At 59.0% G+C, this 14,961-nt stretch carries 16 protein-coding genes and 1 pseudogene; 12 read left to right on the top strand and 5 right to left on the bottom strand.

Features of this window, described 5'->3' with window-relative positions:
- Window positions 1–153: 153 nt before the first annotated feature.
- Both Q1A07_RS13050 and Q1A07_RS13055 read right to left on the bottom strand, forming a co-directional pair.
- Window positions 154–756, bottom strand: a complete 603-nt coding sequence (locus Q1A07_RS13050) for a dihydroxyacetone kinase subunit L (protein ID WP_299782002.1) — start codon at window positions 754–756, stop codon at window positions 154–156.
- Between the two features lie 2 nt (window positions 757–758).
- Entirely contained in the window at window positions 759–1,754 is a 996-nt protein-coding gene (locus Q1A07_RS13055; RefSeq protein ID WP_299782003.1) for a dihydroxyacetone kinase subunit DhaK, read from the bottom strand.
- A 165-nt stretch (window positions 1,755–1,919) separates the two neighbouring features.
- Here Q1A07_RS13055 and Q1A07_RS13060 point away from each other — a divergent pair, with 165 nt between their 5' ends.
- The 12 genes and pseudogenes from Q1A07_RS13060 to Q1A07_RS13115 all read left to right on the top strand — a co-directional run bounded on the left by Q1A07_RS13060 (window position 1,920) and on the right by Q1A07_RS13115 (window position 11,465).
- Window positions 1,920–2,687, top strand: coding sequence for an IclR family transcriptional regulator (locus Q1A07_RS13060; RefSeq protein WP_299782005.1), 768 nt, complete (start codon window positions 1,920–1,922; stop codon window positions 2,685–2,687).
- A gap of 122 nt (window positions 2,688–2,809) precedes the next feature.
- Window positions 2,810–4,126 carry an FAD-binding oxidoreductase gene (locus Q1A07_RS13065; RefSeq protein ID WP_299782007.1) on the top strand — a complete coding sequence of 439 codons (1,317 nt, stop codon included), beginning with the start codon at window positions 2,810–2,812 and terminating at the stop codon, window positions 4,124–4,126.
- A gap of 1 nt (window position 4,127) precedes the next feature.
- Window positions 4,128–4,475, top strand: a complete 348-nt coding sequence (locus tag Q1A07_RS13070; RefSeq protein WP_299782010.1) for a cupin domain-containing protein — start codon at window positions 4,128–4,130, stop codon at window positions 4,473–4,475.
- Between the two features lie 25 nt (window positions 4,476–4,500).
- A complete protein-coding gene (locus Q1A07_RS13075; protein ID WP_299782012.1) occupies window positions 4,501–5,517 on the top strand; it encodes a sterol desaturase family protein in 1,017 nt (338 codons plus the stop codon).
- An 8-nt stretch (window positions 5,518–5,525) separates the two neighbouring features.
- Window positions 5,526–6,314, top strand: a complete 789-nt coding sequence (locus Q1A07_RS13080) for a 3-methyl-2-oxobutanoate hydroxymethyltransferase (RefSeq protein ID WP_299782014.1) — start codon at window positions 5,526–5,528, stop codon at window positions 6,312–6,314.
- Window positions 6,315–6,372: 58 nt separating this feature from the next.
- The gene (locus Q1A07_RS13085; RefSeq protein ID WP_299782016.1) at window positions 6,373–7,332 is read left to right on the top strand and encodes a PDR/VanB family oxidoreductase; all 960 of its coding nucleotides are present in this window, start codon (window positions 6,373–6,375) and stop codon (window positions 7,330–7,332) included.
- Between the two features lie 102 nt (window positions 7,333–7,434).
- Window positions 7,435–7,569 (top strand): annotated as a pseudogene (locus Q1A07_RS13090) (transposase); the annotation flags it as partial.
- 24 nt (window positions 7,570–7,593) lie between these two features.
- Window positions 7,594–8,013 carry a hypothetical protein gene (locus Q1A07_RS13095; RefSeq protein WP_299782018.1) on the top strand — a complete coding sequence of 140 codons (420 nt, stop codon included), beginning with the start codon at window positions 7,594–7,596 and terminating at the stop codon, window positions 8,011–8,013.
- A gap of 861 nt (window positions 8,014–8,874) precedes the next feature.
- The gene (locus tag Q1A07_RS13100; RefSeq protein WP_299782020.1) at window positions 8,875–9,519 is read left to right on the top strand and encodes a 1-acyl-sn-glycerol-3-phosphate acyltransferase; all 645 of its coding nucleotides are present in this window, start codon (window positions 8,875–8,877) and stop codon (window positions 9,517–9,519) included.
- On the top strand, window positions 9,516–10,463 hold the full coding sequence (locus Q1A07_RS13105) for a phosphatidate cytidylyltransferase (protein WP_299782022.1): 948 nt from the start codon (window positions 9,516–9,518) through the stop codon (window positions 10,461–10,463). The genes Q1A07_RS13100 and Q1A07_RS13105 overlap by 4 nt, the downstream gene beginning before the upstream one ends.
- Window positions 10,460–10,828: a hypothetical protein gene (locus Q1A07_RS13110; RefSeq protein ID WP_299782024.1), complete on the top strand. Its 369-nt coding sequence runs from the start codon at window positions 10,460–10,462 to the stop codon at window positions 10,826–10,828. Before Q1A07_RS13105 ends, Q1A07_RS13110 begins: the two co-directional genes overlap by 4 nt.
- A complete protein-coding gene (locus tag Q1A07_RS13115) occupies window positions 10,821–11,465 on the top strand; it encodes a CDP-alcohol phosphatidyltransferase family protein (protein WP_299782027.1) in 645 nt (214 codons plus the stop codon). The genes Q1A07_RS13110 and Q1A07_RS13115 overlap by 8 nt, the downstream gene beginning before the upstream one ends.
- Window positions 11,466–11,890: 425 nt before the next feature.
- On the opposite strand, the gene Q1A07_RS13120 is transcribed toward Q1A07_RS13115, so the two are convergent.
- The 3 genes from Q1A07_RS13120 to Q1A07_RS13130 all read right to left on the bottom strand — a co-directional run bounded on the left by Q1A07_RS13120 (window position 11,891) and on the right by Q1A07_RS13130 (window position 14,791).
- Entirely contained in the window at window positions 11,891–12,793 is a 903-nt protein-coding gene (locus Q1A07_RS13120; RefSeq protein ID WP_299782029.1) for a sulfurtransferase, read from the bottom strand.
- Between the two features lie 17 nt (window positions 12,794–12,810).
- Complete coding sequence (locus Q1A07_RS13125; protein ID WP_299782031.1) at window positions 12,811–13,467, bottom strand: peroxiredoxin; 657 nt, start codon at window positions 13,465–13,467, stop codon at window positions 12,811–12,813.
- A 127-nt stretch (window positions 13,468–13,594) separates the two neighbouring features.
- Complete coding sequence (locus Q1A07_RS13130) at window positions 13,595–14,791, bottom strand: winged helix-turn-helix domain-containing protein (RefSeq protein ID WP_299782033.1); 1,197 nt, start codon at window positions 14,789–14,791, stop codon at window positions 13,595–13,597.
- Window positions 14,792–14,961: the final 170 nt, after the last annotated feature.

A 14,961-nucleotide genomic window follows, 5' to 3' on the forward strand; every position in this document is an offset into this window, starting at 1 on the left:
GCGTGATCGGCTTCGGCATCGACATGCTCATGCGATGGGCCGAGCGCCTCCTCGTCCCATGGAAGGGAAAAGGGTGACGAAAAATAGATCTCCCCGAAGTCCCAGATGGGGCTTTGGATCAAACTGGCCGCGCGTTATGCGCGGCCTTTTTTCTTAGTCAAAGCAATCAATCATGCGGGCGATGGCCATCATGCCTGGGTCGTCCAATCCGATGGATTTCTCTGCGTAAACCCGCGCGCGTCCGATTTTGTTGGGCTGGTCGCGGAAGGTTTTGAGCGTTTGCGCAGCGGCACTCTGCGCCGCTGCCAGCATCTCCTCCGGGGTCTGCTTGCCGCTCAGTGTGCTGATCAGGCTGTCCATCATGTCCAGCATGGTCTTGTCGCCAAGGTTGGCGCCGCCGCGTGCGATCATGGCCTCCTGTGCGGCTTGTAACAGCGCACGTACCTCGGACCATTCAACCTCCTCTTTGTCCTTGACCTGTTTGCCCGCCGCCATCAGTGCCGTGGCCAGCAATGTGCCGAAGCTTGAACCGGATACTGCCGTCACCGCCTTGGCCATGGCAAAGAACGCACGGCCCAGATCATCCGGCAGATCGTCCTTGATGCCCTTAAGGTTGTTGAACCCGTTGACCAGCGTCACGCCCAGATCGCCATCGCCCAACTGTCCGTCGAGGCGGTTCATTTCCGCGCCAATAGGGTCGATGCGATCCGCTATGCGCTCAATCGCCATTTTGAGAGTTTCTTTGCTAAAGCGCATGGTCATACCTTCCAGAAGGGGCAGTTTGCCGAGGCTTTCACCAGCGCTTCAAGGTCATCGTCCAGATGCAGAACGGTGAGGGAGGCCCCGGCCATTTCCATTGATGTGGCATAGTTGCCGACCATGTACTGCGCGATCACGGCACCAGCGGCTTCGAGGCGGGCCTTTGCCTGACGAAACACCAGATAAAGCTCTTCCACTGGTGTGGCCCCCAGACCGTTGACCAGCAGGGCGATCCGGCTGCCATTGCTGACCGGCTTGTCGGCAAGCAGCATGTCGACCATCTCGTCGGTGACCTCATCGACCGGGCGCAGCTTGCCACGGCGCACGCCGGGCTCGCCGTGGATACCCATGCCGATCTCCATCTCGTCATCTGCGATGTCAAATGTGGGCTGGCCCGCCTGGGGCACCGTGCAGGACGACAGCGCAACGCCGACGGAGCGCACGTTATCCGCCGCACGCTGGGTGACGGTTTCGACCTCATCAAGCGACTGACCGGCCGCTGCGGCTGCCCCAGCGACCTTGGTGACAAAGACAAATCCTGCCACACCGCGCCGTTTTTCGGCCTCTTCCCGGCCCGCCGCGGCCACGTCGTCAGACACGATCACCTTGCGCGCGACGATGTCGTCCATCTCGGCCATTTCACAAGCCATGTCGAAATTCATCCGATCGCCGCCATAATTACCCACGACGCAGAGCACACCCTTGCCCTGATCGGCGAATTGGATCGAGTCCAGCATCGGATTCATATCGGGCGAGGCGAAGACATCGCCTACGGCGCAGGCATCCAGGAGACCGTCGCCAACATAGCCCACAAAGACGGGGATATGGCCAAAGCCACCCCCCGACACCACGCCGACCTTGCCAGCAACCGGCTTGGGCCGGTGCAGCATGCGCCCCGTGGCCCCGCCGACCTGATAGGTCTCGGGGTGTGCTGCCTGCATGCCCGCTAGCACCTCGTCCACGTAGTTTTCCGGTTTGTTGATCAGCTTCTTCATTTGTTTCGTCCTCCCGCTTTGTTTGCATTCCAGAATCCCGAAATACAAAACTATGATTTCATAATGCGAGATATTTGCCGACTGGACGACTGTCAACATTGCGGTTGCTGCGCAGTTGAAAAGTCTGTCACATAGAGCCGGTGAGCGGATGAGGAGATCATAGGAATGTCGCGCGAGGTCCAAAGCTCGATCGTTCAGAAAAGCGTCACGGTGATCAATCTGTTGGCCAATCACAAAGGGCGGCTGTCCCAGACGGAAATCGCACAGGCGACCGGGTTCAACAAAAGCTCTACGCACCGCATCCTGTCCATTCTGATGGGTCAGGAGCTGGTCGAATATGACGAACGCGACCGTACTTATTCCACCGGGCCGCTTCTGATCAGCTGGGCACGTGCGGCTTGGGAAAAGATGGATCTGAGCCTCGTCAAGGATCAGGATCTGCGTGATCTCGCGACGGAGACCGGCATGAACGTCGCCCTTGGGGTGCGCATCGAACATACCGTGACCTTCATCCGCACCAATATTCCGCATCCCTATCGGCTGGCCGTCAAAGAGGGTGGGCAATCGGAGCTGCACAACACTGCCGTGGGCAAGGTGTTCCTTGCGCATATGACCAAAGAGGAGCGGGACGCCTATTTTAAAGTGGCCGAGTTGGAGAAGTTCACCGAGACGACCCTGACAAAAAGGCGGGATATCGAGGCAGTTCTTGAGGATATCCGGTCGAAGGGGTTCGCAGTTTCAGATCGGGAGGAGTTCTATCAGGTTGTCGGCATCGCCGCCCCGATCTTTGATCACGATGGCCGGATCCTGGCGGCAATCAGCCTCTGGATTCCCCTGCGCGTCTCTTCGCTGGACGATTTGCTGGCCTGCGCGCCGATCTTGCTGAACAAGACCAACGAGGTATCTGCCCGGTTCGGTCAACTCACCGGGTAAGGGCAGGACATACTCCGCCACGCATCTTTGGAAAAAGTTGTGTATTGTGGAACTAGAATTTTGTATTACAATCACATGAAGGGCGCGGTCTCGCGCTGAGTCTGTTATCCAAGGACCTGCATGTGATACCCGAAGACATCCATTGGCACCGTACCGCGCCGCCGCCTCCAACCTGTCACAAAGTGCAAGGTGATCTGACGGCCGATGTGGTGATCGTCGGGGCGGGGCTGACCGGCCTGCGTACCGCGATCACGCTGGCGGAGGCAGGCGTGGATACGGTGGTGCTGGATGCGGAGAAGATCGGCTTCGGGTCTTCCGGGCGCAGCGGCGGGCAGTGCAATCCAATCTGGAGGGCAACGCCGGATGATCTGCGCAAGAAGTTTGGCGCAGCGCAGGCCGAGCGGCTGATCAGGACAACGCTGACAGCGGCGGACGACCTTTTTGATGATATCCGGCGTTACAACGTCGATTGTGAAGCGGAGCAGAACGGCTGGATACAAGCGGCCCACACCCGCAGTGCAGCGGACGACTTGCGGCACCTGCACGCCGCCTGGGCCGAGGTCGGGGCGGATATCCGCGTGATGTCGACAGCCGAGACGCATCAGGCTGTGGGCTCTGACGCCTATGATTTCGCATTGCACCATGGCAGAGGCGGCTTTGTGCAACCGATGGCGCTGACGCGGGGTTACGCCAAGGCCGCAAAGGCCGCAGGTGCGCGGCTTTTTGAACAGGCCCCAGCGCAGAAGATCACGCAGCACGGCCAAAAGTGGCAGATCGAGACACCGCAGGGCATTGTGACCGCCGATCAGGTGATCCTGACCACCAATGCCTATACCGATGATCTCTGGCCGGGTCTGCGCCAGACGATGCTGCCGATGTATTCGATCTCGCTCGCCACGGCCCCATTAACGCCAGAGCAGCAGGCCAGTGCTTTGCCGGGGCGTAAGACGATCTCCGACACACGGCTGGCGATCTTTTATGCGCGCTATGATGCAGGCAACCGGCTGATCTTTGGCTGCGTCGGCAGCAATAACAGCGCGCGCACGCTGGGCGGCGTCGGGCGTCTCTTGAACGGGTTGCATACGGTGTTTCCGCAACTCAAGGGCATTGCCATTGAATGCACCTGGGCGGGCCGTATTGGTGTGACGCAGGACATGATGCCCCGCATGCATGAACCCGCCGCCGGTGTGCTGGCAGGTGTGGGGTTCAGCGGGCGCGGCATTGCCATGACCTCTGTCATGGGCCGCAGTCTCGCGCGCAAGGTTTTGGGCGGGCACAACGATGATTTGCCCTTCCCGGTGTCCATGATCAAACCCATTCCGTTTCACGAGGTGTCCCGACGGATGGTGCCCCTGATGGCTCCGTCCATGTCCCTGAAGGACCGCGCCAGTGTGGTCTGGGACCGCATGACCCCCGCCGCCTCCAAGAAAGAGACCTGATATGCAACTCGTCAACTTTGCCGAGCTCGATACGGAGCCTTTCAAAAAGGAGTTCCGGGACGACATCATCGACGGCACCCCGGAGCAAAACGTCTGGAGCCACTTTGTGGGGGCCAATGGCACCTTCAAATCCGGCATGTGGGACAGCACAGCGGGCGTCTTTCGCGGGCCCATGAACGATCAGATCGAGTTCTGTCACATCCTTGAAGGCGAAGCGCGGATCGAGACAGCGGATGGCGCGTCGCGCACCGTCAGAGCGGGTGATGCCTTTGTCATGGACAACGGGCTGCAGCCGGTCTGGCACGTCGAGACCTACATCCGCAAACACTACGTCATCGTCTCAGTCTGAAGCAGCGGCGCGAGGAGAGTTGCAGATGGCCAAGAGCGACACGAACACAGACATTGAGGTGCCCGCAGGCGCAAACCGTGCATGGAATTTTCACCCAAAGCTGCCCATCGCCATGTCGCCGGTCTTTGACATTCCGCCGCGGCCCAAGGCGGCTCTGACCTGGCTGATCGGAACCTGGTTTAAACTGGCCCCACCGCTGAGCCACATCCTTCTGGCAGTGATTACGGTGGCCTTTTTGCTGCCCGCCATGTCGGCGATGCAAACGCTGGACGCGAGCTGGATGCTGCAGATTGCCGCGATCAACTTCGGTTCGGCAATCCTTTTGGGGACCGCGCTGCATCTCTACCTCTATGTCTTTTCCGGTCAGCAGACGCGGCTGAAATTCGATATACGACCGATGGAGAAATCCAGCCGTTTCACCTTTGGTTGTCAGGTCTGGGATAACATCTTCTGGAGCCTGGCCTCATCGGTCGTGTTCTGGACGCTCTGGACTCTCCTCTATTTCCACGTGGCCGCGAACGGTTGGGTGCCGAAGATGCAGAGCATCGGCCAGTCGCCCATATGGTTCGTGCTCTTCTTCTTTATCCTCCGCTTCTGGCAGTCGTTCCATTTCTACTGGATCCACCGCCTGATCCACATGCCCTTGCTCTTCAAACACGTGCATTCGCTGCACCACCGGAATGTGAATGTCGGCCCATGGTCCGGCCTGGCCATGCATCCGGTTGAAGGATTCCTGTATTTCTCGGGCATCCTGATCCACTTTGTGCTGCCCTCGCACCCCATCCATGTGATCTTTCACATGTATTCTCTCAGCCTCGGCGCGCTCTATTCGCACGCGGGCTTTGACAAGCTGATCTTCCGCGACACCGAAGCGATGAAGGCGGGATCTTTCCACCATCAGCTGCACCACCGATATTTCGAATGCAACTACGGGTCCGAAGAAATGCCGCTCGACCGCTGGTTCGGCAGTTTCCATGACGGGACGGAAGCTGCCACCAAACGCATCCGCGCGCGCAAGAAGCTTATCTTTGCGCCGAAATAGGACGGGACATGAAACGTATCTACACTTATGGCGGTGCGCCCGCCACGCGGCATCTGACAGTGGGCTGTATCCTCAAGAACAAGGCAGCGGGCACGCGGATGACGCAGGTGACGGCCTTTGACGCTGAGGAAGCCGCCGCCGCCGCTGAGGCGCAGATCGACACGCTGACCGTGGGGTGTGACACGGTTGAGATGATCCGCGCGGCGGCCCCACATATCTTCATCACGGCTGCCCAGGCGATGCGCGAACATGTGACCGAGGATCACGCGCTGGCCGGGGCGATTGAGGCGATGGTGAAGGGGGCGGATGCGGTCTACACACCTCGATCTCTGCGCCACATTGAACGCATCGCGCGCGAAGGGATCAGCGTGCAGGGTCATTCCGGTCTGTTCCCGGCGCGCGCCACTCAGTTTGGCGGCCTTCGGACAGTGGGCAAGACCGCGCAAGAGGCGCTTGATCTGATGCGTTACTTTCGTCAATTGGAAGATGCAGGCGCTTACGCCGTCGAGGCGGAATGTGTGGCAGAGCAAGCTCTGGCCGAGATCAGCAAGCATTCCAATCTTGTGACCGTGACCATCGGGGGCGGTTCATCGGGTGACATCATCCTGTCCTACATGTCTGACCTCAGCGGCGACACCGACACCCCACCGCGCCACGCCCGTGCCTTTGGCGACGTGGGTCGCATCCGCAAAGAGCTCCGTGCCGAGCGGGCAAAGGCGCTGCAAGGCTACCGCGCGGCAGTCATGGACAGGTCATTCCCCCGACGCCGAAACCACGGTTTTCATGGCCGACAATGAGCTTGAACGGCTGCGCGAAGGTCTCGACAAGCTGCAACCGGTACACAGGTAGGCCGCGATGGTGCTGATCAACGTTGAGGTCAAGAAAATCACGCAGGAAGCGGAAGGCATACGGTCCTTTCTGTTGGCCAAAAAAGGGCTCTTCAGACTGCCAGCCTACACGCCCGGTGCGCATATCGATGTGCACTGTGGCGAGGGGATCATCCGGCAGTATTCACTCTGCGGCGATCCGACAGATCGGCGACATCTGTTGATCGCAGTGCGGCAGGTTGATCCGTCGCGAGGTGGGTCCGAACTGATGCACCGCGTCGTGCAGGAGGGCGATCGGCTTGAGATCGGCGCGCCGCGCAACACCTTTCCGCTGGATGAGACGGCCGCGCACAGTGTGCTGCTGGCCGCTGGCATCGGGATCACGCCCATCATTGCCATGGCCGACCGGCTGCATGCTTTGGGCCGATCATTCGAATTGCATTATTTCTCGCGTGCGCCCGAGCACACCGCATTTCGCGCCCGTCTGACGCAAGGCTCATTTGTGGGTAAGGTCACGCTCTACGAAGGGCTTGATGGGGCGGCAACAGGTCGGGCCCTTGAGGATATTTTGGCGCGGCCCGTCGCAGGCGGCAAAGTCTACATGTGTGGCCCCGGCCCCTTCATGGACCGCGCTGTGGCTGCCGCGCAGGTGCGCTGGCCACAAGACGCAATCAACCTCGAACGCTTCGCCGCCAAACCTGCCCTAGCGGGCGCGCCCACAAAGCCGTTCGATGTCGAGTTGGCGCGCACAGGGGTTACACTAAACGTCTGCGCAGAAGAAACCATCCTCGACGTGCTCGAAACCAACGAGATCGACGCGGCCTTCTCATGTGAACAGGGGGTCTGCGGCACCTGCGTCACGGATGTTCTGAGCGGCACGCCTGAACACCGCGACAGTTTCCTTTCCGCAGGTCAGCGGACCTCCGGGAACGTAATGTGCATTTGCGTGTCCCGGGCGGTAGGCGAAAAACTGGTGCTTGACCTCTAAGTTGAACGGTTGCGGTGGATATCCGCAGTGTCGATGAAACACCAGCAAACGCCGTGTACCCTCCCGCACTTGCTCCGATGGCAGCAACGAGGCCAAATTACTGGATACTGCGAAAGCTTCAATGCCAGGCTTCGGGATGAAATGCTGAACGGTGAGGTCTTCTACTCGCTAAGGGAAGCCCAAATCCTGATTAAAGAGTGGAGAAAACACTACAACACCAAGCGACCGAATAGTGCTTAGGGCTACCCCTCAGAAATGAGAATGGGGGACGCACTGATGTGGAGTGAGAAAGTTGAATATGACGATCCACAACCGTTTCTCAGAGATGAAAATGCGGCTTCCATAGAGCGCTTGCTGAAGCACGATATACCGCCCGCCCTTATCCAAACAGTGTTCCCGGCTGATCGAGAGGGTTACTTCGATCTGGACTCAAATTCCATGACAATGGAGATGAAGCCGCCCGGCCCCCATCAAAGTGCCCTACCATCTGTCGTGCGAATGACGAAGGAACAATACGACACTCTCTGTAGGCTGTCATATGGGCAAAACGAGCAAAGGGAGATGCTGGAGCGGCTACGAAGCCATGCCCAGGAAAACGAAGAACACATACTCGTGCAAGTCCTCTCAACCGATAGAGCCATCATCGATCAAGCGATCGAAAGAAATGAGGATGGGGAGTAGCAAAATCTATTCCGAGAAGTAATCAAGCCACCCGAAGAAAGTGGATCACAGTAAACCGTTGGTGGTGTTGCTCACTTCTCGAGCGAAGTACACCAAGCTGCCTTTCGAACCCATAGTTCGTGGACGCTTATCTCGCGTCTGACCAAGGTGTTTCGGAATGCAAGGAGGATGGCGCCGTCGTAAAAGGTTCGGGCCTAGACGATCTCGCCTCGAACTTCGTCAATTCCATTGTAGGCATCTCGGCGCTGCTGCGGGAAAACGCGACACCGGATCATTTGTGTGCTGCGGGCCGAAGCGCAACAAGCCTGCTTGTTGCTCGCTAGCCCGAAGGAAGCAGCCTAAAAGCCGATACGTCTGGATGCATCCATTAATATTTTGACCTTTGGCGCTCGCAGCGAATGGCAGCAAAGCGGGCTGCAACCGCGGCATCCGAGAGAGGGGTTGAGAGTCCGCTAAGGGCCGCGCATGACGGGGATCGGTGTCTGCCACTATCCGCATACTTCAGGTCGTGACGCGACCCGGCAAAGAAGCGGAGTTTGGACGCTTCTTCCACGAAACGGCAATCCCGTTAACTAGCAAAATCAACCTTTTTGTACATGTTGTCCAAGTGCAAACATTCGAGCAGCCGCAGCGAGAGGCTGCTTGGTCCGCGAACTCTGAGTTCTAACGGCCTTCTTCTTTGCAAGCGCAGCGAATGGCCGCAAGGCGGGCTGTGACAGCAGCATTCCGGACCAAGGTCGAACGGCAGGAATGGGCCGTCGTTATCGCCAGCCGGGTACTAAAAACCTGATGCACATAGGTTTTACTTTTCGGGTAAGTTTGGCAGTCTTGGCTCAGCATGCAGCATCCTCAGGACCAAGAATGACCGCCAACTCAGTTTTTGCCAACGTATCGGCCAATGTGATTGCGCTATTTGCGCGGCTTGTGACCGCCGTTCGGGCAATTTGGGATGGCGTTGAGCCTGTCCCATCCAAACGTGTCTACTTCGCAAATCACACCAGTAACGGTGATTTCGTTTTGATCTGGGCGGTCTTGCCGCCGAGCATCCGTCGGCGGACCCGGCCAGTGGCGGGAAGCGACTATTGGCTGACATCAAAACTAAAGACCTTTATTGGTCGCGATGTGTTCAATGCGGTTTTGATAGATCGTAACCCAGAGTCGCGTGAAGACGACCCGATTGCCCAAATGGCTGAAGCGCTGGACGGTGGAAGCTCGTTGATCCTTTTCCCGGAAGGCACACGAAACACGGGGGATGACCCACTTTTGCCCTTCAAGACAGGCCTATATCATCTGGCATCGCAAAGGCCCGATGTGGACTTGGTTCCGGTGTGGATTGAAAATCTCAATCAGGTCATGCCCAAAGGCGAAATCCTCCCGATCCCGTTGATCTGTACCGTGCGCTTTGGCGAAGCCTTGCGTCTGGAGGCAGGCGAAATCAAAGACGCATTTCTAGAGCGAAGTCATGCGGCCCTTCTTGCTCTGAAAGATTGCGGAGACGCCGCATGAGCGCGCCTTTCGAATTCATTTTGCTTTTGGGCGGCGTGTTTTGTGTGCTGATCCTTGCATCATTTGTTGCGTCGATTTTGAAAAAGCGCGTGAGCCCGGACGACACGGACCCCGTCATCGAAAACCTTGCTGCACGCATCAACGCCTGGTGGGCGATGGTTGCGCTATTGGCCATCGCAATGCTCTTTGGGCGGGCGGGAGCCGTGATCCTGTTTGGGCTACTGTCCTTTGCTGCGATGCGCGAGTTCCTGACGCTGACTGCAAAGTCCCGCGCCGATCACTATGCCTTGGCCGCTGCCTTTTTTGTTGTGCTGCCTGTTCAATACTACCTGGTCTGGATCGACTGGTACGGTCTCTATTCGATCTTCATACCCGTCTACGCTTTTTTGCTCCTACCGATCATTTCTGCGCTCCGAGGGGAAACAGAGAACTTCTTGACCCGCGTCTCAGAAACGCAATGGGGCCTGATGATCTGCGTCTTTGCGGCCAGTCACGTTCCGGCTCTGCTCACTCTGCAAATCCCCGGGTATGAGGGCAAGTCGATCTTGCTGATCGCGTTCCTGGTTGTGGTTGTCCAGGGATCGGATGTTCTGCAGTACGTCTTCGGCAAGCTTTTTGGGCGTCACAAGATCGCGCCAGTGTTGTCGCCGTCGAAAACCTGGGAAGGGTTTCTGGGCGGTGTCTTGTCTGCCAGCATTCTTGGCGCGTTTCTTTGGTGGATGACGCCCTTTGCTTTCTGGCAGGCCTTCCTTGTGTCCTTGTTAATTGCAGTCATGGGTTTCTTTGGCGGTTTGGTGATGTCGGCCATCAAGCGCGACAAGGGTGTCAAGGATTGGGGGCACCTCATTGCCGGGCACGGCGGCTTTGTTGACCGGCTCGACTCGGTTGTGTTCTCGGCCCCGATTTTCTTTCACGTCTTGCGCTACTTCTGGTCGACCGTATGAGCCTCTTGCAAAGCAAAGCCGTTCACGGGCTCGGAGGTTTTATGCTGATGGGAGGATGGGCCTTTTTTGCCAATCGCGCACATGAGATGCCAGCTCCGCTTGTTGCCGGTATTGTCCAGGGGCTGTTAACCGCCTCGATCACGCTTTTTCTGAAGCGAACGATTGAGAGCATCTTCCATCGCACAGCAGGATGGCTGCGTATAGTGTTGCCGCCACTCGCGGCTTTTCTGATCTCCCTTGTTTTACTGACATTGATCCACAGGCTTGCCGGAACGCCCGCACTGCTTGCCACGATCTCGGTTCCTCTCACCGTTTCGACGCTTTACGCGTTCCTCTACACAATTACACTGAGCCGCCATGCCTGAACGTCGCCCTATCGCCAGCCGAAATTCGAAACTCGCCGCACGCGTTGCCAAAGCACTGGCTGAGCGCGGCATCTCGCCCAATCTTATCTCCCAGTTCTCCATGGTTTTTGCGGCGCTGGCAGGGATGGCATTCTGGCTGTCGGGCACGACCAGCGGTTTCTTGTACGTGGCGTGCCTTGTCGGCGCGGCAATTGGATGCCAGTTCCGGCTGCTATGCAATCTCTTCGACGGGATGGTTGCGGTTGAGGGCGGAAGAGGTGCGCCTGACGGCCCGTTCTGGAACGAGGCGCCAGACCGAGGGGCAGACGCCCTCATCCTGGTGGGGCTTGGGTTGGGAACGGGACATCCTGGCCTGGGATGGGCAGCCGCCGCTTCTGCGATTGGAACCGCTTACGTTCGCGAACTTGGCAGCGCTCAGGGATTGGATGCAGATTTTCGCGGCCCAATGGCTAAGCCACAGCGCATGGCAGTCGCGACCGGGGCCGCGATACTTGCCATTTTTGTTCCGGAGATACTGGGGTGGTCCGTACTGCACCTTGCCCTGTGGATCATTGTTTTGGGCTCGGTGGTAACGATGCTTCGCCGCAGCCGGGGCATGATCACGTCACTCAAGTCCGCTTCGAAAGGCGATGAGTAATTGCTGGAAGGTTCGCGCGCAGCGATTTCGGGCTTTGTTGACTCGAAACGAACCGATCCGCCGGACCTCGCGACAATAAGTGTGAATTCGTAAATACAGCGAAGACCGGCTTCAACTGGCTAGGCTGCCGCAGGCGCTTGGCTGATTGCGCGGCAACTTTGGACCCATTTTGTAAGCTCACCTACACTAAAATATTGCCGACGATCTGCTCGCGTATTCGCTCTTGTGATTCCGTTCTTCGTTTTTCCCATGACCCAGTGTCCTTACTTCTGGATCTCCGGCAAACAAGGGGCGGTTCGCCGCGGTGCAACTTTCGCATTGTAGCCGTCCATGCACTGTTCGGCGTTCAGGACTGTAGATATGGGCGGACCGGGGATAAGTCGGCGAGGAGCAGTTCTCCGCGCCGACACTTCCGAAGATGGCGTTCAGCCTGTGGCGATCGGCAAGTCATCCGCCGATCCCCATTCCGCCCAGGAGCGGTGGTAAACCCGCACGCGCGGCACGTCGAGCAGGCGCAACGCGACGTAGCTGTGGGACGATGCAAGCCCGTTCTGGCAATGCATGATCACGTCGCTTTTTTGCGTAATACCATGGCGCTCGAAATGTGCGGCCAGTTCGCCTTCCGACCGAAAGCGGCCGCCCTCGTCGAGATTCTGGGACCACGGCACGTTGATCGCCCAGGGAATATGGCCCGCCGCGAAAAGTTTGGGAGGGCGGACATCGATCAGCACGGCGTCGGGCTGGCCCTTGTGGGCAAGCACATCCTGCGCGCTGGCATACCGGCGGGGCGTCACCGTGGCCTCGAAGCGGGCAGGTTTGACGCGTCCAAGATCGCGCGTGACCGTCCCGCCCGCCTCCAGCCAGCCTGACCACCCGCCGTTCAGAACCGAGACGTTTCGATGGCCAAAGTATTCCAGAAGCCAGAGCATCCGCGCGGCGTGGAATCCGCCGCGATCATCGTAGAAGACCACACGCTCGCCTTGGGCGATGCCCAACCGGCCAAGCATCGCCTCGATGTCTGCCACGGGGCGCAGCGCGCCCGCAACCGCACCATGTTCGGCAGCGACGGCGTCAGGCGGCAGATGCCGCGCCCCGGGGATGTGCCCGGCGGCAAACTCCGCTTCAGGACGCAGGTCGATCAGGGTGCTCTGGCGCAAGACAGCGCCCATTGCCTTGATCGTCATGTCCGACAACAAGCTTTGCGGCTCTTTCAGGAGCTGCGGATTCTGATATTCGTCCGACAATGCAAAGCTGATACTCGGTATGCAGGTCGCCGCAACGCCGAGTGCAAGCGTCAGAATGGAACGGCGTGAGAGGGTCGTGTTCATTTGATTTTTCCTTTCGTTCACGCTGGCATCTCAACGAGCCGCAGGTAGGGAACCGGCGCGTCCCAGCCGTCCGGAAAACGTTTGCGCGCGTCTTCATCTGAGACGGAAGAAGCGATCACCACCTCTTCGCCGTATTTCCAGTTCGCCGGTGTCGCAAGTTGCTGGCGCGCTGTCAGCTGCAGGCTGTCGATCGCGCGCAGGACCTCGTTAAAATCGCGCCCCGTCGTCATCGGATAGGACAGCGTGAGCTTGATCTTCTTGTCCGGCCCGATGACGAAGAGCGTCCGCGCCGTTGCGTTGTCCATGGCGGTGCGCGCTTCGGTGTCATCCGCATCTGCGGGCAACATGTCATAGAGTTTGGCCACTCGCAGGTCGACATCGCCGATCAGCGGATAGTTTGGGGCGTGTCCCGTGGCGGTGCGGATATCCTCCAACCAGCGGTTATGATCTTCGACCTTGTCGAGGGATAACCCGATGATCTTCACCCCCCGACGCTCGAACTCGGGCTTCATCCGCGCCATCACACCCATTTCCGTCGTGCAGACCGGGGTGAAATCCTTGGGATGCGAGAAGAGAACGCACCAGGCGTCCCCGATCCAGTTGTGAAACCAGATCATACCGTGCGTGCTGTGCGCCTTGAAATCGGGCGCGGTGCTGTTGATGGCTAATGGCATCTCAAATCCTTTTGTTGAATGCTACTTGGCACACCGCCGACCTTGGCAAGGGGCGGTGTATGAAGCAGTTTACAAAGCGTCAGCCGGGCGATCCTGAACGTCTTGTGAAACAGTTCTGAAAACCGCGTCAGGCGGACAGCAGCTCGCTGTGAAGACGCCTGAAACGCGCATCCGTCCGGGCTGCGCGGAAGCCTTCGTCGGCGGTGATGCTGAAATAGCCGCGCCAGCCGTGCGATGATAGGAAGGTAATCCGCTCCAGTGCTGCAGTGACATCACCGATACGGGCGAATCCGACCGCGCGGTAATATTCCAGCGGGCTATTGTGATGCGGCACCGCCTCAAGCGCGGCGCGTGCTGCATGTGCATCACCAAGCTGTGCCAGAAGCGGACCGAGTGCATAAAGCGCGCGCAGCGCGTTGGGGTCGATCTCCAGCTCGGTACGCACCGTGCGCAACGCACGCTCCGCATGAACGCGGGCACGGTCAGGTTCATCCCGTTCCAGATAGCGGGCGGCCAGCTGGTCACCGCGGAACCCGGTAGCTGCCAGCTCGGCCGCGCGGAGCGCCAATGCCGCTGCGCTCCGCCGGTCACCGGCAGCCATCACCCGCATGGCGGCCTCCAGATGCAATCCGGCATCGCCTCGCGCCAGCGACAGCGCCCTGGCGATCGCGCGAAGACCGGCGTCTTTCATGCCGGCCTCGATGCGCGCAGCTCCATCCGCAAGCAACGTCTCGGCATTGTCCGGGTTCACTGTGACGGCTTTTTCCGCTTCAGTTAGCGCCGCGTCCAACAAAGTGGACCCCTCGGACCAATAGATATGCTGTTTGAGCAACGCTGTTGCGTAAAATGCTCTGATCTCAGCATCCTCCGGGGCCCGCGCGACGGCCTGCGCTGCCAGCGCGGCGAAGGTACGCAGCGCGCCTTCATCGCCGCGCACGAGACAAGAGCGCGCTTCAAGAAACAGCGCGTAGGCATCGATCGGAAGAGAACCGTCCGGGCCATGGCTCGGCCCCGCTCCATTGGCAAGATCGCGCAAGATCGGCACGGTGAGCCGGTATCCGCCACGCGGGATCGTGGCGATCAGATCCTTACTTGCCAGCTTGCGCCGCAGTTCCGCCACCACCTGCGACAGGCTTTCATCGCTGACCGTGACATCGGGCCAGACCCGGTCCAAGAGCGTTTCGCGCGGGATCGTATCTCCGGGTGCCTCGGCAACGACCTGCAGGAACCGTATCGCGCGCGGCGAGAGCCGCACGCTCTGATCGCGGCGCTCCGCGCTCCGGGCGGGCACATCGATACGCCATCCATCCACGATCAAAATCATATTACGCGACCTGAAACTCGTAATCTACGTGCGACATTACTACGCAACCTGCATATCGCTGGCAAAGATCCACACCGGAGTGCACGGAAAAGTGAGAGCGGAAAATGCCCTCGACCGCGCGGCCGATGGCCAGCTCTTATCACAGGTTCAATCGAAAAAGCAGCTTCCAG

The organism is uncultured Roseobacter sp. (genome assembly GCF_947492555.1).
GTDB lineage: Bacteria > Pseudomonadota > Alphaproteobacteria > Rhodobacterales > Rhodobacteraceae > Roseobacter.

What these genes read in the sequence shown, in the direction of transcription:
- Q1A07_RS13050 (WP_299782002.1), bottom strand. Translation starts at nt 756, where the DNA reads ATGCGCTTTAGCAAAGAAACTCTCAAAATGGCGATTGAGCGCATAGCG.
- Q1A07_RS13055 (WP_299782003.1), bottom strand. Translation starts at nt 1,754, where the DNA reads ATGAAGAAGCTGATCAACAAACCGGAAAACTACGTGGACGAGGTGCTA.
- Q1A07_RS13060 (WP_299782005.1), top strand. Translation starts at nt 1,920, where the DNA reads ATGTCGCGCGAGGTCCAAAGCTCGATCGTTCAGAAAAGCGTCACGGTG.
- Q1A07_RS13070 (WP_299782010.1), top strand. Translation starts at nt 4,128, where the DNA reads ATGCAACTCGTCAACTTTGCCGAGCTCGATACGGAGCCTTTCAAAAAG.
- Q1A07_RS13075 (WP_299782012.1), top strand. Translation starts at nt 4,501, where the DNA reads ATGGCCAAGAGCGACACGAACACAGACATTGAGGTGCCCGCAGGCGCA.
- Q1A07_RS13080 (WP_299782014.1), top strand. Translation starts at nt 5,526, where the DNA reads ATGAAACGTATCTACACTTATGGCGGTGCGCCCGCCACGCGGCATCTG.
- Q1A07_RS13085 (WP_299782016.1), top strand. Translation starts at nt 6,373, where the DNA reads ATGGTGCTGATCAACGTTGAGGTCAAGAAAATCACGCAGGAAGCGGAA.
- Q1A07_RS13095 (WP_299782018.1), top strand. Translation starts at nt 7,594, where the DNA reads ATGGGGGACGCACTGATGTGGAGTGAGAAAGTTGAATATGACGATCCA.
- Q1A07_RS13100 (WP_299782020.1), top strand. Translation starts at nt 8,875, where the DNA reads ATGACCGCCAACTCAGTTTTTGCCAACGTATCGGCCAATGTGATTGCG.
- Q1A07_RS13105 (WP_299782022.1), top strand. Translation starts at nt 9,516, where the DNA reads ATGAGCGCGCCTTTCGAATTCATTTTGCTTTTGGGCGGCGTGTTTTGT.
- Q1A07_RS13110 (WP_299782024.1), top strand. Translation starts at nt 10,460, where the DNA reads ATGAGCCTCTTGCAAAGCAAAGCCGTTCACGGGCTCGGAGGTTTTATG.
- Q1A07_RS13115 (WP_299782027.1), top strand. Translation starts at nt 10,821, where the DNA reads ATGCCTGAACGTCGCCCTATCGCCAGCCGAAATTCGAAACTCGCCGCA.
- Q1A07_RS13120 (WP_299782029.1), bottom strand. Translation starts at nt 12,793, where the DNA reads ATGAACACGACCCTCTCACGCCGTTCCATTCTGACGCTTGCACTCGGC.
- Q1A07_RS13125 (WP_299782031.1), bottom strand. Translation starts at nt 13,467, where the DNA reads ATGCCATTAGCCATCAACAGCACCGCGCCCGATTTCAAGGCGCACAGC.
- Q1A07_RS13130 (WP_299782033.1), bottom strand. Translation starts at nt 14,791, where the DNA reads ATGATTTTGATCGTGGATGGATGGCGTATCGATGTGCCCGCCCGGAGC.